This is a genomic window from Pseudomonas sp. FW305-E2 (genome assembly GCF_058782925.1).
The window spans coordinates 1-19,351 of the sequence record NZ_JBYSYE010000006.1; the positions used below are offsets into that span (position 1 = coordinate 1).

The following is a 19,351-nucleotide window of genomic DNA, read 5'->3' on the forward strand; positions in this document are numbered from 1 at the left end:
TCTCGGTACCGGTCAACGCTGCCGACGCCCTGGCCCGCCGCCTGCTGGCCGAGCCGGAAGTACAGCCGATCGGCTTGGGCGCACGCGACTCGCTGCGCCTGGAAGCTGGCCTGTGCCTGTATGGCCACGACATGAACAGCGAGACTACGCCGATCGAAGCCAGCCTGCTGTGGGCAATTTCCAAGGTGCGCCGTGCCGAGGGTGCACGCGCTGCCGGCTTCCCCGGTGCCGAGGCGATCTTCGCCCACGTGCGCGATGGTGTTGCGCGCAAACGTGTCGGCCTGTTGCCGCAGGAGCGTACGCCTGTTCGTGAAGGTGCGGACATTGTCGACGCAAACGATAAACCCGTAGGTAAAGTGTGCAGCGGGGGCTTTGGCCCGACACTCGCCGCACCTGTCGCAATGGGTTATATCGATAGTGAACATGCTGCACTCGACACCGCACTGTTTGCCGTGGTGCGTGGAAAGAAGGTGGCCTTGAAAGTCAGCAAAATGCCTTTCGTGACACCACGTTACTACCGTGGCTGAAACAGCTTTGTGAAGGTTTTGGGCAGCGTCGACATATTCGTTTTCGAACCTGCCCAATAACTTTTGAACATGGCGCCAGGCCAGGCGCCATGCCGTTTCCGACAAATCGGTCGGTTATCGGCAAGCGGCCAGTTTTCCATACGACCAAGGGCTTGTTTTTCGCTCGGGAGTTGGCGTAGAGTCACTGCACTGTGTTTGCATGGGTCGCAACAGTTCGTGACCTGGGCCAGTAGCCGAGATTTGCTACAACCCGTTCGACGTCTCTTACTTCCTGCAACCCAGCCCAGTAATCTTTCGCTTACAAAAAAGTGCGAAAGAAACTGTCATCAAAATTTAAGCTTCATAGGAAATAAGACAATGGCTGAGCGTCAGAACGGTACCGTCAAGTGGTTCAATGACGAAAAAGGTTACGGCTTCATCACCCCAGAAAGCGGTCCGGATCTGTTCGTGCACTTCCGCGCTATCGAAGGTAGCGGCTTCAAAAGCCTGAAAGAAGGCCAGAAGGTTACCTTTGAAGCAGTTCAGGGCCAGAAAGGCATGCAGGCTGACAAGGTTCAACCTGTCTGATCCAGCGCCAGACTTTGAAAAGCCCCTGCCAAGTGCAGGGGTTTTTTTTTGCCCGTAGAATAGCAGGCTCGTCTTCTGGAGCTGTCCTGCATGTCCAAGCCTCTGCTCACACCCCAGGGTGATTTTCCGCCGGTCGGCCTGGGCCGGCGCCTGGCAGCGATGTTCTATGACTTTCTACTGTGCACCGCGCTGCTGATCGTGACCGCCGGCGCCTACAAGATGATTCAGATGTCGATCATCGGCGAAGCACGTATGCGCGAGCTGACCGAGGCCGGTGCGCTGGATGGCGACCCATTGCTGTCTACGGTACTGCTGTTTGCCCTGTTCGGCTTTTTTGCCAAGTTCTGGACCCACGGTGGGCAGACGCTGGGTATGCAGGTATGGGGCGTTCGGGTGCAGAATGCCGATGGCTCGGCCATCAGCCTGTGGCAGGCGCTCTTGCGGTTCGTCGTGTCGATTGCCTCGTGGCTGTGCCTGGGGCTGGGTTTTTTCTGGGTGCTGATCGACAAGCGCAAGCGTGGTTGGCATGACATCTATTCGGAAAGCCAGCTGGTGCGGGTGCCTAAACAGAAGAAATGAGCCAGAGGATTGGCGTTGCCGGTTCGGGCCCTTTCCTGAAGCCTGCGCGATACCTCTAGGTGCGGGTTTGCCCGCGAACGGGCCGGGCCAGATAAACAGCCATGAAAAAGCCGACCCTGAGGTCGGCTTTCTTGTGCAGCTCTGGCTATTACCCTGCCCGGCGCAACAACCACACACCGGCCAAGGCACAGATGCCCGCCGGTATCACCACCGCCAGCAGCGGTGGGAAGCCGAATACCTGGCTCGAGGGCCCAAGCAGGTCCTGACCAATGCGAAACACGAAGCCCACCAGCACACCCGTGAACACGCGCTGACCAAGGGTAACCGAACGCAGCGGGCCAAAGATGAACGAGATCGCCATCAGCACCAGGGCCGCCGTTACCATCGGCTGCAGCACCTTGGTCCAGAACGCCAGCCAGTAGCGGGAGTTGTTCAGGCCCTGATCAGACAAGTAGTGGATGTAATCCCACAACCCGGTAATCGAAAGCGACTCCGGCGCGAGGATCACGGTATTGAGCAGTTCTGGCGTGAGCGAAACATCCCAGCGCTCCTCCGGCGCGTTGACCACCTCGGTGTGGTCGCCACGGAAGTAGGTGGTACGCACATCGGCGAGCAGCCAGTGGTCGTTCTGGTACTGCGCACGGCGGGCAAAGCTCGAGGTGACAATCTTGCGCTCGCTGTCGAAGCGGTAGCGGGTCACGCCCAGCAGCAGGCCATCGGGCTGTACGGCGTTGATGTGCACATACTCCTCGCCCTGGCGGTGCCACATGCCACGTTTTGAGCTTTGTGCTTCACCACCACCCTGGGCCAGGGAACGGTCGGCCTGGGCCTTGTTCTCGGTCACCGGTGCCACATATTCGCCAATCAGCAGCCCCACCAGCATCAGCACCAGCATGGGTTTCATCACCGCCCAGACGATACGGCCGATGGACACGCCAGCCGCACGCATGATGGTCAGCTCGCTGCTGCTGGCCAGACTGCCCAGGCCGATCAGGCAACCGATCAGGGCGGCCATTGGCAGCATTTCATACAGCCGCCGAGGTGCGGTAAGCAGGACAAAGTTGCCCGCGTCCATCACCGTGTAGGTGTCACTCAGGTCGCCCATCTCATCGATGAAGGCGAAAAGCGAAGCCAGGCCGAGGATGATCCCCAGCACGGCCAGGATGGCCAGCAGCACGCTCTGGCCGATGTAGCGATCGAGCTTAGCCATGGGCCACCTCCGCACGGCGGGCGGCGCGTTTGAGGCGCAGCGGCTCCCAGTACATCAGGCCAAGGCCGATCAGCAGGAACAGGCCGTGGACCCACCACATGCCCAAGGCGATCGGCAGTTTGCCCTTCTCGAGGGCGCCGCGTACGGAAATCAGCATTGTCAGGTAGGCCATGTACAGAAGAATTGCCGGCAGCAGCTTGAGGAAGCGGCCCTGGCGCGGGTTGACCCGCGACAGTGGCACCGCCAGCAGGGTGACGACGAACACCAGGATCGGCAGCGACAGCCGCCATTGCAGCTCGGCGCGCTCACGCAGGCCCTCCTTGCCGATCAGTTCGGAGGTGGGAAGCGCTTCGCGCTCGGTCACTTCCTCGGCGACTTCCGGCTTGGGCAGCAACACGCCGTAGGTGTCATATTTGATGGCGCGGTAGTCGGCCTGGCCCGGGTTGCCGTCGTAGCGGTAACCGTTTTCCAGCACCAGGTAGCGGTTGCCGTCGGCCTGGATTTCCTGGTGGCCTTTCTCGGCGACCAGCACCGACGGGGCGCGATCCTTGGTCTTGTCTTGGTTGAAGCGCTTCTCGGAGATGAACACCCCGCCCAGGTTGATGCGGTCATCCGACAGTTGCTCGGTATAGGTTACCCGCGAGCCATCACGCAAGGTCTGGAAGCGGCCCGGCACCAAGGTGTCGAACTCGGTCAGGGCATCCTGCTGGCTGATGATCTGCTGCACCTGGGCCACGCCCAGCGGGGCCAGGCTCAGGCTCAGCCAGGCCACCAGCAGGGCAACCAGGGCAGCCGGCGCCATGGTCATGCCCAGCAGGCGCTGCTGGCTCATGCCAGTGGCCGACAGCACGGTCATCTCACTTTCCAGGTACAGGCGCCCGTAAGCCAGGAGGATGCCGAGGAACAGCCCCAGAGGCAGGATCAGTTGCAGGAAGCCTGGCAAGCGGAAGCCCATGATCAGGAACAACACGCCAGGGTCGAGCACGCCCTGGGCAGCCTGGGCCAGGTACTTGATGAAGCGCCCGCTCATGATGATCACCAACAGCACAGCGCTGACGGCGCTCAAGGTGACCAGGACCTCGCGGGACAGATAACGAAAGACGATCAAACCAGACACTCCTGGGTTGTCAGGGCGGACTGCCATGCAATGGCGCCAAACAATGACTTAGTACATCCAAGACCAATGCCGGTTCGCCAAAGGCGAACCTCCATGTAAAGTGCGCGCATTATCCTGTGATTGACCGCCCCTGTCACTTGGCCGCGTACGAAGGTGCACAACGGGGTTGTCAGCACGCTTGCCACAGGCTCAAACTGGCAGCTTTTCCGCTGGTGCGCGACGACGCGGCCAGGCCCGTCCAGAGCGCTGGAACACACAGCGCCATTCGTATCGATCATTCGGGGATCCTGACATGGAACTGGTTGTAAAAAGCGTAGCTGCTGCATCCGTAAAAACCGCCACACTGGTCCTTCCGGTAGGTGAAAACCGCAAGCTCGGCGCTGTTGCCAAGGCTGTCGACCAGGCCAGCGAAGGCGCCATCAGCGCCGTGCTCAAGCGCGGCGACCTGGCCGGCAAGCCGGGCCAGACCCTGCTGCTACAGAACCTCCCGGGCCTGAAGGCCGAGCGCGTGCTGCTGGTGGGCAGCGGCAAGGAAGAAGCCCTGGGCGACCGCGCCTGGCGCAAACTGGTGGCCAGTGTCGCTGGCGTGCTCAAGGGCCTGAACGGCGCTGACGCAGTACTGGCCCTGGACGATATCGCAGTCAGCAACCGCGACGCCCATTACGGCAAATACCGCCTGCTGGCCGAAACCCTGCTGGACGGCGAATATGTGTTCGACCGTTTCAAAAGCCAGAAAGCCGAGCCGCGCGCGCTGAAAAAGGTCACCCTGCTGGCCGACAAAGCCGGCCAGGCCGAAGTCGAGCGTGCGGTCAAGCATGCCAGCGCCATCGCCAGCGGCATGGCCTTCACCCGTGACCTCGGCAACCTGCCACCCAACCTTTGCCACCCAAGCTTCCTGGCCGAACAGGCCAAGGAACTGGGCAAGGCGCACAAGGCCCTCAAGGTTGAAGTGCTGGACGAGAAAAAGATCAAGGACCTGGGCATGGGCGCGTTCTACGCCGTGGGCCAGGGCAGCGACCAGCCGCCACGCCTGATCGTGCTCAATTACCAGGGCGGCAAAAAGGCCGACAAGCCATTCGTGCTGGTGGGTAAAGGCATTACCTTCGACACCGGTGGCATCAGCCTCAAGCCAGGCGCCGGCATGGATGAAATGAAGTACGACATGTGCGGCGCCGCCAGCGTGTTCGGCACCCTGCGTGCAGTGCTCGAGCTGCAACTGCCGATCAACCTGGTGTGCCTGCTGGCCTGCGCCGAGAACATGCCAAGCGGCGGCGCCACCCGCCCAGGTGACATCGTCACCACCATGAGCGGTCAGACCGTGGAAATCCTCAACACCGACGCTGAAGGCCGCCTGGTGCTGTGCGACACCCTGACCTACGCCGAGCGCTTCAAGCCGCAGGCGGTGATCGACATCGCCACCCTGACCGGCGCCTGCATCGTCGCCCTGGGCAGCCACACCTCCGGCCTGATGGGCAATAACGACGACCTGGTCGGGCAGTTGCTCGACGCCGGCAAGCGCGCCGACGACCGTGCCTGGCAGCTGCCGCTGTTCGATGAATACCAGGAGCAGCTGGACAGCCCGTTCGCCGACATGGGCAACATCGGTGGGCCGAAGGCCGGTACGATCACCGCGGGTTGCTTCCTGTCGCGCTTCGCCAAAGCCTACAACTGGGCGCACATGGACATTGCCGGTACCGCCTGGGTCAGTGGCGGCAAGGACAAAGGCGCCACTGGCCGCCCGGTACCTCTGCTGACCCAGTACCTGCTGGACCGCGCTGGCGCCTGAAGCCGTGAAGCCGGTGGTGCCTTGCGCGCCACCGGCCGGCGATTCCCACAATGAGCAAAGTCGACTTCTACATTCTGCCCACCGACTCGCTGTCGGCGCGGCTCGATTTCGCCTGCAAGCTGTGCGAGAAGGCCTGGCGCCTTGGCCACCGGGTCTATCTGCACTGCCAGGATGCAGAACAGCGCAGTGAACTGGACCAACGCTTGTGGCGCTTCAAGGGCGAGGCCTTCGTGCCCCACGACCTCGCCGAGGTGCATGCCGATGCTGGCGTGGTTCTGGGCCTGGCTGACAACGCCGGCGAGCACCACGGCCTGCTGATCAACCTCGGCGCCAGCGTGCCGGGCTTTGTCGGGCAGTTCGAGCGGGTCGCCGAAATCGTTGTTGAAGAGCCGGCTATCCGCCAATCAGCCCGTGAGCGATTCCGTTTCTACCGTGAACAGGGCTATGCTCTGCAAGACCACCGCTTACAGCGACTTTGACGACGATGGACAAGCCCTCCCCTTTGCCCGATTCCGCCCATCTGCTCGATGACCTCGAGTCGATCCGTCAGCTGCTTGGCGACGCCGACCTGCAACCGCCGCTGCTCACCGAGACGGTAGAGCAGATTCCGTTGCTGCTGGACGAAGCCGCCAGCGACCCCGCGGCGCCCGCCGAACCTGTAGCTGCCGAACCCGAGGACGACCCGCAGACCCGCCGCCAGGACACCCTGCTGCACCTGGAAAGCGAACTGCGCGCCGCAGCGCAGATGATCATGCAGGACGTGATCAACGACTTTACCCCGCATATCGAGAACGAAATCAAGCGCCGGCTGGATGCGCGGATCGAGCGGCTGATCAAGCGTTCCGAGTAGAACCGGGCAGCGGTGTCGACTGCTTCGCGGGCAAGCCCGCCCCACAGGTTCGAAGCCTGCGCTTTGCCCGCGAAGCAGGCGACTCTGTTCCGACAGTTGTCAGCAGCTTGTCGCCTGCGGCCCCCAGCTTGGTTATACTTCCCGGCTTTCCCGAATAAATGCACAGGGTCCCGCCGCGCATGGATAAGACCTACCAGCCGCACGCAATCGAAACTTCCTGGTACAACACCTGGGAGTCCGAGAACTATTTCGCTCCACAAGGTGCAGGCGAGTCCTACACCATCATGATCCCGCCGCCGAACGTAACCGGCAGCCTGCACATGGGCCACGGGTTCAACAACGCGATCATGGACGCCCTGATCCGTTTCCGCCGCATGCAAGGCCGCGACACCCTGTGGCAGCCGGGTACCGATCACGCGGGTATCGCCACGCAGATGCTGGTCGAGCGCCAACTTGAAGCCAAAGGCCAGAACCGTCATGACCTGGGCCGCGAAAAGTTCCTGGAAAAAGTCTGGGAATGGAAGGATCAGTCCGGCGGCAACATCAGCCGCCAGATTCGCCGCCTGGGCTCATCGGTAGACTGGAGCCGCGAGCGCTTCACCATGGACGACGGCCTCTCCGAAGCGGTTAAAGAAGCGTTCGTGCGCCTGCATGAAGACGGCCTTATCTACCGCGGCAAGCGCCTGGTCAACTGGGACACCAAGCTGCACACGGCCATCTCCGACCTCGAAGTGGAAAACCACGACGAGAAAGGCCACCTGTGGAACCTGCGCTACCCACTGGCCGACGGCGCCAAGACTGCCGAAGGCCAGGACTACCTGGTAGTTGCCACCACGCGTCCGGAAACCCTGCTGGGTGACGCTGCCGTAGCAGTCAACCCGAACGACGAACGCTACCAGGCATTGATCGGCAAATTCGTCGAACTGCCATTGGTCGGCCGCCGCATCCCGATCATCGCCGATGACTACTGCGACCCCGAGTTCGGTACCGGTTGCGTGAAGATCACCCCGGCCCACGACTTCAACGACTACGAAGTCGGCAAGCGCCACAACCTGCCACTGCTGAACATCTTCGACAAGAACGCCTTCGTGCTGGCCAGCGCCCAGGCCTTCAACCTCGACGGCAGCGTTAACGAGCAGGTCGACACCCAATTGCCGGCCCAGTACGCCAACCTTGACCGCTTTGTCGCGCGCAAGCAGATCGTCGCCGACCTGGACGCCCAGGGCCTGCTGGTCAGCATCGACGACCACGCCCTGAAAGTGCCGAAAGGCGACCGTTCCGGCACGGTCATCGAGCCGTGGCTGACCGACCAGTGGTACGTTTCCACCAAGCCGCTGGCAGAGCCTGCCATCGCCGCCGTGGAAGATGGCCGCATCCAGTTCGTGCCCAAGCAATACGAGAACATGTACTTCTCCTGGATGCGCGATATCCAGGACTGGTGCATCAGCCGCCAACTGTGGTGGGGCCACCGCATTCCTGCGTGGTACGACGAGGCCGGCCAGGTCTACGTTGGCCGCAACGAGGAAGAAGTGCGCGCCAAGCACAAGCTGGGCGCCGACGTGGTCCTGCGTCAGGATGACGACGTACTCGACACCTGGTTCAGCTCGGGCCTGTGGACATTCTCCACCCTGGGCTGGCCGGAACAGACCGAATTCCTCAAGAAGTTCCACTCCACCGACGTGCTGGTGACTGGCTTCGACATCATCTTCTTCTGGGTTGCGCGCATGATCATGCTGACCATGCACCTGATCAAGAACGAAGACGGCACCCCGCAGGTACCGTTCAAGACCGTGTACGTGCACGGCCTGGTACGTGACGGCCAGGGCCAGAAGATGTCCAAGTCCAAGGGCAACGTGCTGGACCCGCTGGACATCGTCGACGGCATCACCCTCGACGCCCTGCTGGAAAAACGCACCAGCGGCATGATGCAGCCCAAGCTTGCCGAGAAGATCGCCAAGCAGACCAAGGCCGAGTTCCCCGAAGGTATTGCCAGCTACGGCACCGACGCCCTGCGCTTCACCTTCTGCTCGCTGGCCTCGACAGGCCGCGACATCAAGTTCGACATGGGCCGCGTCGAAGGCTACCGCAACTTCTGCAACAAGATCTGGAACGCTGCCCGCTACGTGCTGGACAAGGGTGAAGACTGCGGCCAGAACGGCGAAGCCTACGAGCTGTCGCTGGCAGACCGCTGGATCATCTCGCAACTTCAGCGTACCGAAGCCGAAGTAACCCGCCAGCTGGAGCAGTTCCGCTTCGACCTGGCCAGCCAGGCGCTGTACGAGTTCATCTGGAACCAGTACTGCGACTGGTACCTGGAGCTGTCCAAACCGGTACTGTGGGACGAAAACGCCCCGGTAGAGCGCGCCCGTGGCACCCGCCGCACCTTGGTGCGCGTGCTGGAAGTGGCACTGCGTCTTGCGCATCCGTTCATGCCGTTCATCACCGAAGAAATCTGGCAGCGCATTGCGCCGCTGGCCGGCATCGACGGCAAGACCATCATGCTGCAGCCATGGCCAGTGGCCAACGAAGCACGCATTGACGCCGCCGCCGAAGGCGACATCGAGTGGCTGAAAGAGTTGATGGTCGGCCTGCGTAATATTCGCGCCGAAATGAACATCGGCCCCGGCAAGCCGCTGCCGCTGTTCCTGAAGAACGCCAACGCCGACGACCAGCGCCGCCTGCAGGAAAACGAAGCGCTGCTGAAGAAGCTGGCCAAGGTCGAGTCGTTCACCGTACTGGGTGATGCCGACGAAGCGCCGCTGTCCGCTACCGCCCTGGTCGGTGACCTGCAAGTGCTGGTGCCAATGGCCGGGCTGATCGACAAGGATGCCGAGCTGGCGCGCCTGAACAAGGAAATCCAGCGTCTGCAAGGTGAAGTGCAACGTGTTGGCGGCAAGCTGTCCAACGCAGCCTTCGTCGACAAGGCCCCGCCTGCGGTGATCGAGAAGGAACGCGCCAAGCTGGCCGAGTCCGAACAGGCCCTGGCCAACTTCACCGAGCAGCATGCGCGGATTGCAGCGCTGTAATCACTAGAGAGACCGTTGGGGCCGCTGCACGGCCCTTTCGCGACACAAGGCCGCTCCCACAGGACGGCGCCAACCTTCAAGGCGCCACCACCCTGTGGGAGCGGCCTTGTGTCGCGAAAGGGCTGCGTAGCAGCCCCAGGTTCTTCAAGCCACCGCTCGTATAGGGCTGGACACTGCCATGACCCCGAACAAACCCACCCTGCACCCGCGCAACCGCCACCAGGGTCGCTACGACTTCCCCAGCCTGATCAAGGCCCACCCTGACCTGGCCCGTTTCACCATCACCAACCCCCACGGCAAGCCCAGCATCGATTTTGCCAACCCCGAAGCCGTCCGCGTGTTCAACCGTGCACTGCTCAAGGCCCAGTACGGCATCCAGCACTGGGACATCCCAGCCGATTACCTGTGCCCGCCCATTCCTGGCCGTGCCGACTACATCCACGTAGCCGCCGATCTGCTGGCCGATGACAATGCTGGCGACGTCCCAAGGGGCACCCAAGTGCGCGCGCTGGACGTCGGCGTGGGGGCCAACTGCATCTATCCACTGCTGGGCCACAGCGACTACCGCTGGCGCTTCCTCGGTTCAGACATCGACCCCGTGGCTCTGGCCTCGGCCAAGGCTATCGTCCAGGCCAATGGCCTGGGCAAAGCCATTACCCTGCGCCAGCAGGCCAACCGAGCGCACATCCTCAGCGGCCTGCTGCAGGAGGGCGAACGCTTTGACCTGACCCTGTGCAACCCGCCCTTCCATGCCTCACGCGACGAAGCCACCCGCGGCAGCCAGCGCAAATGGAAGAACCTCGGCAAGCAGGACCCCAAGCGCAAGCTGCCGGTGCTGAACTTCGGTGGCCAGAACAATGAACTGTGGTGCGAGGGTGGCGAAATCCGCTTTGTCACCCAGTTGATTGGCGAAAGCGTGCAGTACGCCGAACGGGTGCTGTGGTTCACCAGCCTGGTGTCCAAGGCCAGCAACCTGCCTGGCATCGAGGCCGCGTTGAAGAAGTCCGGCGCCAAGGCCGTGCGCATCATCGAGATGGGCCAGGGTCAGAAACAGAGCCGCATGGTCGCCTGGAGCTTCCATGACGACGCCGCACGCCAGGCCTGGCACGCCCAGCGTAAATCACAGGCATGAAAAAACCGCGCCCGGGCAAGCCGGGCGCGGTTTCGTCAAAACAACAATTACTTGTTGATAGCGTCGGTCAGCACTTTGGCTGGAACGAACTTGACGACTTTCTTGGCAGCGATTTCGATGGCAGCGCCAGTCGAAGGGTTGCGGCCGGTACGGGCAGGACGCTCGGAGACTTTCAGCTTGCCGATGCCTGGCAGAGTGATTTCAGCGCCGTTTTCCAGTTGGTCGGCAACGATCTGGCCCAGTTGCTCCAGAGCGTTCTTGGCGGTGGCTTTTGGCGCGGCGATCGATTCGGCGATGTCGGCAATCAGTTGGTCTTTGGTCAATGCCATGGTGGTGTTCCTTCCCTATCAAATTCGATGGTTATGCAGCGGACTACGACGTTATCGGGCCAGCCCCTTGAAATGGAGGGCCGCGCCAATTGCGTATGTAGATACGAAAATCGGCGTTTGGTTCGACACGACGACAGCATGCTGCCAGCAATGCGCACACGAGGGGCGCAAGACCGCGCAAAACTACCACAGGAATGGATAAATATCCGCTTCGCACTTTGATTAAATGCAGGTTTTTCGGGGGTTTCAGCTGAAAACACACAAAATTGAACAAAAAACGAACAACCGACATATCTGCCAACATACGGCCACTGCATCACCTCAGGTCTAGGTTAAACTTGGCAACTTTTGCAGCTCGCCGAGAATTCCATGCCAATCCGTCATTGCATCGTTCACCTGATCGACAAAAAGCCCGATGGCAGCCCCGCCGTGCTGCATGCTCGCGACTCCGAACTGGCTGCCTCCGATGCCATCGAAAACCTCCTGGCCGACCTCAATGACAGCTACAACGCCAAGCAAGGCAAGGCCTGGGGTTTTTTCCACGGCGAATCGGGCGCCTACCCGCTGAGCGGCTGGCTGAAGCAGTACCTGGATGAAGAAAAAGATTTCACCGCCTTCAGCCGCGTGGCTGTCGAGCATCTGCAGAAGCTGATGGAAGAGTCCAACCTGTCCACCGGCGGCCACATCCTGTTTGCCCACTATCAGCAAGGCATGACCGAGTACCTGGCGATCGCCCTGCTGCACCATAGCGAAGGCGTGGCGGTGAATGCCGAGCTCGACGTGACCCCTTCCCGTCACCTCGACCTTGGCCAGCTGCACCTGGCAGCACGCATCAACCTGTCGGAGTGGAAGAACAACCAGAACTCCAAGCAGTATATTTCGTTCATCAAGGGCAAGAACGGCAAGAAGGTGTCGGATTACTTCCGCGACTTCATCGGCTGCCAGGAAGGCGTCGACGGCCCGGGCGAAACCCGTACCCTGCTCAAGGCCTTCAGCGATTTCGTCGAAAGCGAAGACCTGCCGGAAGAATCCGCCCGCGAAAAGACCCAGACCCTGGTCGAGTACGCCACCACCCAGACCAAGCTGGGCGAGCCAGTGACGCTCGAAGAGCTGTCCAGCCTGATCGACGAGGACCGCCCCAAAGCGTTCTACGACCACATCCGCAACAAGGACTACGGTCTGTCGCCGGAAATCCCGGCGGACAAACGCACCCTCAACCAGTTCCGCCGTTTCACCGGGCGTGCCGAGGGGCTGTCGATCAGCTTCGAGGCGCATCTGCTGGGGGACAAGGTGGAGTATGACGAAGCGGCGGGGACCTTGATCATCAAGGGGCTGCCGACAACCTTGGTGGATCAGCTGAAGCGTCGCAAGGACTGATTTCCCCCAAGCCGTCAAAGGAGGCCACCAGTGCCTCCTTCGCCGACTTGCGCAGCCGCTTCACCAACCGCTCCTGGCGCAGCGCCGCGCCCTTGTCCGGCCACTGCTCCACGTACACCAGCGCCTGGGCCGGGCTGGTCTTGAAATAGCGGGCGCCCTGCCCTTTCTGATGCGCGGCGAACCGACGCTGCGGGTCATCGCTGATGCCGCAATACAACGAGCCATTGGCTGCCCTTACCAGATAGACAAACCAGGGCTTACCAACAGCAGGTTCAACGACGTCACTCACCCTGGGCCTGCTGGAATGCGCGCAACCCCTTGAATGCCTGCAGGCGGACCTTGTTCTGCATCAGCGGCGACCATCCCAGCAGCATTCCAGGAACACCCAACGCTTGCCGCGACCAGCGCCACAGGTCAAAGGTGTCGTCATGCTGGCAAATCAGCCCATCACGCATGACAAAGCGTGCCCGGATATCGTTGACCACAACACGGCCGGTCTGGCTGAACAGGTAGGTAGCCACCCAGTGCGCGCTGCCACTGTGCTCATCTGCACGTATGCTGTCGAATGTCAGGGTGAAGTTCTTGGCGCGGGTGGTGAGCATCCGCCACATATCGCCTGCGTCCTTGCCGCGCAGGGTGCCGAACACCGGGTCGCTGAAAACGATATCGCTGCTGTAGCAGGCCAGCATGGCGTCGGCATCCAGGCGCTGGAAAGCCTGGTAGAAACGGGTAATCAGGGCGCGGTTGGCATCGCTCATTGTGGGCTTGTCCGTCCTAGGTTCGAAAACTGCACGATAATCTGCCCCGATGGCTTATGCCAGTACCGTCCTCTTGGCAGGCAAGAGGACGGTACTGCAAAAACATGCTTCAGACTTTTTCGCAGGTCACCTGCACCTGCAGTGCCCGCCCGGCACCCAGCCCGAACACGACGGCGCCAAGGCCCAGTACCGCAAAAATCCAACCCAATGCCGCCCAGCCGCCGGTCAGGTCATGCACCAGGCCCACCGCGAAAGGCCCCATCGAGGCCAGGGTATAACCCACCCCTTGGGCCATGCTCGACAAGTTCGCCGCCACATGGGCATCTTTCGAGCGCAGCACGATCAAGGTCAGCGCCAGGGCAAAGGTACCGCCCTGCCCCAGGCCCAGCACAATGGCCCACCCCCACAACCCGGAAAGTGGCGCATACAGGCAACCGAACAGCCCCGCCAGCGTACCTGACATGACCAGCACGATTGCCAGCCGCTGGTCCTTGCCGCGGGTGGCCAGCCAGGGGGCACTGAGCGAGCTGATCAACTGCACGATTACCGACCCCGACAGCACCAGCCCTGCCTCGGTAGGGCTGAGGCCGCGACCGATCAGGATCGATGGCAACCAACCGAACACGATGTAAGCCAGTGATGACTGCAGGCCCATATACAGGGTCACCTGCCAGGCCAGTGGGTCACGCCACAAGCCTCGCACGCGATAGGCCACCTTGTGCAGCCCATGCCCCTGACGGGCCTGTGGCAGCCAAACCAGCATGGCCAGCAAAGCCGGCAGCACCCAGAAGCCCAACCCCAGTGCCCAGCTGCCGTCGAAATGCTGGGCCAAAGGCACGGTGGCACCGGCGGCCATGGCCGCGCCCAGGCATAATGCCATGGTGTATACACCGGTCAGCGTGCCAGCGTGCTGCGGAAAGTCGCGCTTGACGATACCTGGCAACAATACGCCGATAATGCCGATGCTGGCCCCTGCCATCAGGCTGCCGAGGAACACCCCGACAGCCCCAACGGTACTTCGTACCACGAGGCCAAGCGCCAGGGTGACGAGGATGCCAAGAATCACCCGCTCGCTGCCAAAGCGCCGCGCCAGCACTGGCGCCAAGGGAGCAAACAGGCCCAGGCAGAGCACCGGCAAGGTGGTCAGCAAGCCCGCCTGCGAAGCATTCAGCCCCAAGCCTTCAGATACTTGGCCGAGCACCGGCGCCATGCTCGACAATGCCGGGCGCAGGTTCAGGGCCACCAGAACCAGGCCCAGCAGCAACAGCCATGGCCGCCGCAACACCACAGCCTGCTGCTGGACCTGTTCGTCGTCAGCTTCAGCGTCGATCAGCAGCTCATCGAGATCCCGCTCGTTCGATGGGGTATTACGGGTGATGGATTCAGCCATGGCCTTCTCGGTATCAGGATTCAATTAGGGTACGGCTCAGGCGCTTGGCCCGTTCAGCGTCACGTTGCTCGATGGCGTCGAGGATCTGCCCATGCAAGTCGAACGTGGCCTGGCAGCGCGGAACGGTGGCCATATTGTGTTGCAGAGCGGCAGCCACAACCCCGGAGAAGTAACGGTACAGCTCGCTCAATGCCGGGTTGTGGGCGGCATCGACCAGCCGCTGGTGGAAGACCAGATCGCAGGCGACATAGGCATCAACATCGCCATGAAAGTGCCCGGCACTGCCTTCCAGGGCATCCTTCAGCGCTTGCAGGTCGGCATCGTTACGACGCAAAGCCGCCAGGCCGATGGCTTCCGCCTCGAGGATATGGCGGGTCTCGCGAGCCTGCTCGAGCGTACATCGGGACATCGCGTGCACCGCCTGCAGCGGGTCCTGGGCAGTGCGCAGGTAGCTGCCGTCTCCCTGGCGAATTTCCACCAGGCCACTGAACGCCAGCACGCGCATGGCCTCACGCACCGTGTTACGGCTAATGCCCAGTTGCAAGGCAAGCTCGGGCTCGGTAGGCAGGCGCTGACCGACCTGCCAATCGCCCAGCACGATGCATTCGCGCATGCGCTCTACCGCCAATTCCACCAGGGAACGCTTGGTCAGCTCTGTATTCATGCCACTCAACCAATCATCCGATGAATTGCTGCAGCTTACTGGATTGCAGGCAAAGACGTAAACCACCTGGTATTTCTGCCAGTTGTGGGCATGCCACTTTGCTGCAACGCTCGTTGCGTGCTTTCAAGGATGCGCCCACATGCGAATGGCGAGTTTGCTGTTACTGCTGTTCCTGGCCCTGCAGCCAGGCTGTGACCCGGCCCGGCACCCGAGCCGCCCCAAGACCTTGCTCATCGGCCTTGATGGCGTGCAACTGCAGCAGTATTTGCAACTGGGCGATGCAACCAACCTGAAGCAGCGGCTTTACTACGGCAAGGCTTACGCCGGGGGTATCAATGGTAAAGCCAGCGAGCAGCTCACGTTGAGCGGCCCTGGCTGGATCACTTTGCTGACCGGCGTGTGGAGCAACAAGCATGGCGTTGAATCGGACGACGACTCGCAACGGGTAAACCCGGCGTTTCCCAGCCTGTTCAAGCGGCTACGCCTGGCCTACCCCAATGCCTACCTCTCCAGCATCGTTAACTGGTCACCCATCAACACGGCATTTCTGCTGGAGGACGCCCATGACGCCGATGTACGCGAAAGTGGTTTGCCAGATGAACAGGTGATTGAGCGTACGTTGCAGATCCTGGGTGACACACCCGCCGACTTCACGTTCATTCAACTGGACGAACCTGACCAGATCGGCCATCAAAGGGGTTATGGTGAGCACTATGCGCAGGCGTTGCGCAAGGCCGACAGCGAGATCGGGCGGCTATTGGACAAGGTAGACCAGCGGCATCGCATGTTCCCACAGGAAGACTGGCTGGTACTCGTCAGTACCAACCATGGCCGGGACTATTGGGGGAAAGGCCATGGCGGCGCTTCGGAGCAGGAAAAGAGTATCTTCATCGCCAGCAACAAGCCGTTGAATCAGGAACTGACCGAGCTGAGCATTCCTGTGGAGATGCCTGGGCCCGGCGGCCTGTACGGGCTTCCTGCGCAGACCTCGGTAGCGCCCACGGTGCTGCGCCACATGGGCCTCAAGCTGCAGCCGCAATGGCTATTGGACGGCACGCCTTTACTGGGTGATACCGGCGTGCGCAAGGCGCGGGCCGATGAAAACAAAGGACGACTACGCTGGAACAGTAACGCCAAGGGTTATCTGACCATTATCAAGAACGGCCATGTGGTTGCCCAGGTTGCGGCCAGAGACGACCAATGGATCGATCCGGAGGGGATGGAAAAGCAGAACGATTATGTACTGGTGCTGGATGGTACACCGGCGGCGGTGCGCAACAGGCCGGCAGCCAAGCCATTTGTGATCGAAGACCGCCGCTATTAAGCCCTTGAGAAGCAACAGTTCTGTCGTTCCTCAAGGGCTGGCGCGATCCCCGCAGGAGCGGGTTCACCCGCGAAAGGGCCGGCCCTGCTGGCCAGTTTCCACCCGCCGTTCGCCGCTGCCGCCGCTCCCGTATTCGCGGGTAAACCCGCTCCTACATTGGACGCGCACAGGCTGTTGTAGGAGCGGGTTCACCCGCGAATGGGCCGGGCCTGCTGGCCAATTTCCTCCGGCCGTTCGCCGCTGCCGCCGCTACCGTATTCGCGGGTAAACCCGCTCCTACACGTCAACTCAACGCATCCAGCAGTGCCTGGTTCATTTCCGGCGTACCGATGGTAATCCGCAGGAACTGGGCAATACGCGGCTGCTTGAAGTGACGCACGATCACGCCCTGCTCGCGCAAGCGTGCCGCCAGCTCGCCGGCATCCTGCTGCGGGTGGCGGGCGAAGATGAAGTTGGCAGCCGACGGCAGCACCTCAAAGCCCTTGGCCTGCAGCTGACCAACCAACACCTCCCGGCTGTCTATCACCTTGCGGCAGGTGTCCTCGAAGTACTCACGGTCTTCGAACGCCACCGCCGCACCGACGATAGCTGCACGGTCAAGCGGATAGGAGTTGAAGCTGTTCTTGATCCGCTCCAAGGCCTCGATCAGGTCCGGGTGCCCCACCGCCAGGCCCACTCGCAGCCCCGCCAGCGAGCGCGACTTCGACAGCGTCTGGGTAACCAGCAGGTTATCGTAGCGGTCCACCAGGCTGATCGCCGTTTCACCACCGAAATCGATGTAGGCCTCATCCACCACCACCACCGAATCACGGTTGGCCTGCAGCAGCTGCTCCACCACCTGCAACGGCATCAGGCAACCGGTCGGCGCGTTGGGGTTGGGGAAGATGATGCCAGCGTTGGGCTTTTTGTAGTCCTCAATGCGGATCTGGAACTGCTCATCCAGCGCCACCTGTTCGAAGGCAATGCCGTACAGGCCGCAGTACACCGGGTAGAAGCTGTAGCTGATGTCCGGGAACAGCAGGGGCGCATCGTGCTGGAACAGGCCGTGGAAGATGTGCGCCAGCACCTCGTCCGAGCCGTTGCCGACAAACACTTGCGCCGGGGTCACGCCGTAGTACTCGGCCACCGCTTGCTTGAGACGGTCACCGTTCGGGTCCGGGTACAGGCGCAGGTTATCGTTCAGCTCGCCGCGCATGGCCTCCAGGGCCTTGGGCGACGGGCCATAGGGGTTTTCGTTGGTGTTCAGTTTGACCAGGCGGGCCAGCTTGGGTTGCTCGCCCGGCACGTAAGGCACCAGGTCCTTGACGAAGGGGCTCCAGAATCGACTCATGCTCAGTTCCCCTTCTCTTGGGTCAGGATACGGTATTCAGCGCTGCGGGCGTGGGCGGTCAGCGACTCGCCACGAGCCAGGACCGAGGCAGTGTGGCCCAGTTCGGACGCGCCCTGTTCGGAGCAGAAGATGATCGACGAACGCTTCTGGAAGTCATACACCCCCAGCGGCGACGAAAAACGCGCGGTACCTGAAGTGGGCAGCACGTGGTTAGGGCCAGCGCAGTAATCGCCCAGCGCTTCGCTGGTGTGGCGGCCCATGAAGATCGCGCCAGCGTGGCGAATGTGTGGCAGCCAGGCTTGCGGGTCGGCCACCGACAGCTCCAGGTGCTCCGGTGCAATGCGGTTGGCCACGTCCATGGCCTGCTGCATGTCACGCACCTGGATCAGCGCACCACGGCCATTGATCGACTTCTCGATGATATCGGCACGTTCCATGGTCGGCATCAGCTTGTCGATGCTGGCAGCCACACGATCGAGGAAGGCGGCATCCGGGCTGACCAGGATGGCCTGGGCGTCTTCGTCGTGCTCGGCCTGGGAGAACAGGTCCATGGCAATCCAGTCCGGGTCGGTCTGACCGTCGCACACCACGAGAATTTCCGAGGGGCCGGCGATCATGTCAATGCCGACCTGGCCGAACACGTGGCGTTTGGCGGTGGCAACGTAGATGTTGCCCGGGCCGACGATCTTGTCCACCTGCGGCACGCTTTCAGTACCGTAGGCCAGCGCAGCCACGGCCTGGGCACCACCGACGGTGAACACCCGGTCGACACCGGCGATGCAGGCAGCCGCCAGCACCAGCTCGTTGACCTCACCACGCGGGGTCGGTACCACCATCACCACTTCAGCCACGCCGGCAACCTTGGCCGGGATGGCGTTCATCAGCACCGACGACGGGTACGACGCCTTGCCGCCCGGCACATACAGGCCAGCACGGTCCAGCGGGGTGACCTTCTGGCCGAGCACGGTGCCGTCGGCCTCGGTGTACTGCCAGGAATCCTGCTTCTGCCGCTCGTGATAAATGCGCACACGGTTGGCGGCCTTTTCCAGGGCCTCGCGCTGGACCGGGGTAATACGGGTCAGCGCCAGTTCCAGGCGCGCGCGATTGAGGATCAGGTCGTCAATCGACTTGGCGTCAACACCATCGAAGCGCTGGGTGAATTCCACCAGCGCCGCATCACCGCGTTCACGCACGGCCTTGATGATGTCGAGCACGCGCTGATTGACCGCGTCATCGGACACACTTTCCCAGCTCAGCAGATGATCCAGATGTCGGGCGAAATCCGGATCAGCGGCGTTGAGACGGGCAATTGCAGTGGACACGGTCATGGCGAGGGCCTCGTAATATTAGCGAATGCTCAGGCGCCCTAGGGGATTGTGCGAAAA

At 61.8% G+C, this 19,351-nt stretch carries 19 protein-coding genes; 10 read left to right on the forward strand and 9 right to left on the reverse strand.

What is annotated here, in order from left to right:
* The 3 genes from AC3WLP_RS07690 to AC3WLP_RS07700 all read left to right on the forward strand — a co-directional run.
* The coding region (locus AC3WLP_RS07690) for a glycine cleavage T C-terminal barrel domain-containing protein (protein ID WP_305887923.1) at positions 1-527 on the forward strand (527 nt) is incomplete at its 5' end.
* A 357-nt stretch (positions 528-884) separates the two neighbouring features.
* Positions 885-1,094 (forward strand): cold-shock protein, encoded by a 210-nt coding sequence (locus tag AC3WLP_RS07695; RefSeq protein ID WP_003255093.1) that lies wholly within the window; start codon positions 885-887, stop codon positions 1,092-1,094.
* A 90-nt stretch (positions 1,095-1,184) separates the two neighbouring features.
* A complete protein-coding gene (locus tag AC3WLP_RS07700; RefSeq protein ID WP_003255094.1) occupies positions 1,185-1,673 on the forward strand; it encodes an RDD family protein in 489 nt (162 codons plus the stop codon).
* 148 nt (positions 1,674-1,821) lie between these two features.
* On the opposite strand, the gene lptG is transcribed toward AC3WLP_RS07700, so the two are convergent.
* Complete coding sequence (gene lptG, locus AC3WLP_RS07705) at positions 1,822-2,883, reverse strand: LPS export ABC transporter permease LptG (protein WP_014755453.1); 1,062 nt, start codon at positions 2,881-2,883, stop codon at positions 1,822-1,824.
* The gene (gene lptF, locus AC3WLP_RS07710) at positions 2,876-3,991 is read right to left on the reverse strand and encodes an LPS export ABC transporter permease LptF (RefSeq protein WP_004575655.1); all 1,116 of its coding nucleotides are present in this window, start codon (positions 3,989-3,991) and stop codon (positions 2,876-2,878) included. The genes lptG and lptF overlap by 8 nt, the downstream gene beginning before the upstream one ends.
* Before the next feature lie 301 nt (positions 3,992-4,292).
* Here lptF and AC3WLP_RS07715 point away from each other — a divergent pair, with 301 nt between their 5' ends.
* From AC3WLP_RS07715 to rlmF, 5 genes are all read left to right on the forward strand, one after another.
* A complete protein-coding gene (locus AC3WLP_RS07715) occupies positions 4,293-5,786 on the forward strand; it encodes a leucyl aminopeptidase (protein WP_004575656.1) in 1,494 nt (497 codons plus the stop codon).
* A 50-nt stretch (positions 5,787-5,836) separates the two neighbouring features.
* On the forward strand, positions 5,837-6,265 hold the full coding sequence (locus AC3WLP_RS07720; RefSeq protein WP_014755450.1) for a DNA polymerase III subunit chi: 429 nt from the start codon (positions 5,837-5,839) through the stop codon (positions 6,263-6,265).
* Between the two features lie 5 nt (positions 6,266-6,270).
* On the forward strand, positions 6,271-6,636 hold the full coding sequence (locus AC3WLP_RS07725; RefSeq protein ID WP_003255102.1) for a hypothetical protein: 366 nt from the start codon (positions 6,271-6,273) through the stop codon (positions 6,634-6,636).
* A 179-nt stretch (positions 6,637-6,815) separates the two neighbouring features.
* The gene (locus tag AC3WLP_RS07730; protein WP_003255103.1) at positions 6,816-9,662 is read left to right on the forward strand and encodes a valine--tRNA ligase; all 2,847 of its coding nucleotides are present in this window, start codon (positions 6,816-6,818) and stop codon (positions 9,660-9,662) included.
* A 178-nt stretch (positions 9,663-9,840) separates the two neighbouring features.
* Positions 9,841-10,794 carry a 23S rRNA (adenine(1618)-N(6))-methyltransferase RlmF gene (rlmF, locus tag AC3WLP_RS07735; protein ID WP_012051325.1) on the forward strand — a complete coding sequence of 318 codons (954 nt, stop codon included), beginning with the start codon at positions 9,841-9,843 and terminating at the stop codon, positions 10,792-10,794.
* 47 nt (positions 10,795-10,841) lie between these two features.
* On the opposite strand, the gene AC3WLP_RS07740 is transcribed toward rlmF, so the two are convergent.
* Positions 10,842-11,123 (reverse strand): HU family DNA-binding protein, encoded by a 282-nt coding sequence (locus AC3WLP_RS07740; RefSeq protein WP_003255106.1) that lies wholly within the window; start codon positions 11,121-11,123, stop codon positions 10,842-10,844.
* 369 nt (positions 11,124-11,492) lie between these two features.
* Here AC3WLP_RS07740 and yejK point away from each other — a divergent pair, with 369 nt between their 5' ends.
* A complete protein-coding gene (yejK, locus tag AC3WLP_RS07745; protein ID WP_012270676.1) occupies positions 11,493-12,500 on the forward strand; it encodes a nucleoid-associated protein YejK in 1,008 nt (335 codons plus the stop codon).
* Here the strand turns inward: yejK and AC3WLP_RS07750 are convergent.
* The 4 genes from AC3WLP_RS07750 to AC3WLP_RS07765 form a co-directional block, all read right to left on the reverse strand.
* Complete coding sequence (locus AC3WLP_RS07750) at positions 12,448-12,789, reverse strand: GIY-YIG nuclease family protein (RefSeq protein ID WP_012051323.1); 342 nt, start codon at positions 12,787-12,789, stop codon at positions 12,448-12,450. The genes yejK and AC3WLP_RS07750 overlap by 53 nt on opposite strands.
* Positions 12,782-13,258 carry a nuclear transport factor 2 family protein gene (locus AC3WLP_RS07755; protein WP_012051322.1) on the reverse strand — a complete coding sequence of 159 codons (477 nt, stop codon included), beginning with the start codon at positions 13,256-13,258 and terminating at the stop codon, positions 12,782-12,784. Before AC3WLP_RS07755 ends, AC3WLP_RS07750 begins: the two co-directional genes overlap by 8 nt.
* A 109-nt stretch (positions 13,259-13,367) precedes the next feature.
* Positions 13,368-14,648 (reverse strand): CynX/NimT family MFS transporter, encoded by a 1,281-nt coding sequence (locus AC3WLP_RS07760; RefSeq protein WP_088512970.1) that lies wholly within the window; start codon positions 14,646-14,648, stop codon positions 13,368-13,370.
* A gap of 13 nt (positions 14,649-14,661) precedes the next feature.
* Complete coding sequence (locus tag AC3WLP_RS07765) at positions 14,662-15,312, reverse strand: FadR/GntR family transcriptional regulator (protein ID WP_004575660.1); 651 nt, start codon at positions 15,310-15,312, stop codon at positions 14,662-14,664.
* A 139-nt stretch (positions 15,313-15,451) separates the two neighbouring features.
* On the opposite strand from AC3WLP_RS07765, the gene AC3WLP_RS07770 reads away from it, so the two are divergent.
* Complete coding sequence (locus AC3WLP_RS07770) at positions 15,452-16,636, forward strand: alkaline phosphatase family protein (RefSeq protein WP_014755444.1); 1,185 nt, start codon at positions 15,452-15,454, stop codon at positions 16,634-16,636.
* 283 nt (positions 16,637-16,919) lie between these two features.
* Here the strand turns inward: AC3WLP_RS07770 and hisC are convergent, their stop codons facing one another.
* Positions 16,920-17,966 (reverse strand): histidinol-phosphate transaminase, encoded by a 1,047-nt coding sequence (hisC, locus tag AC3WLP_RS07775; RefSeq protein ID WP_004574500.1) that lies wholly within the window; start codon positions 17,964-17,966, stop codon positions 16,920-16,922.
* 2 nt (positions 17,967-17,968) lie between these two features.
* Positions 17,969-19,294, reverse strand: coding sequence for a histidinol dehydrogenase (hisD, locus tag AC3WLP_RS07780; protein ID WP_003255117.1), 1,326 nt, complete (start codon positions 19,292-19,294; stop codon positions 17,969-17,971).
* Positions 19,295-19,351: the final 57 nt, after the last annotated feature.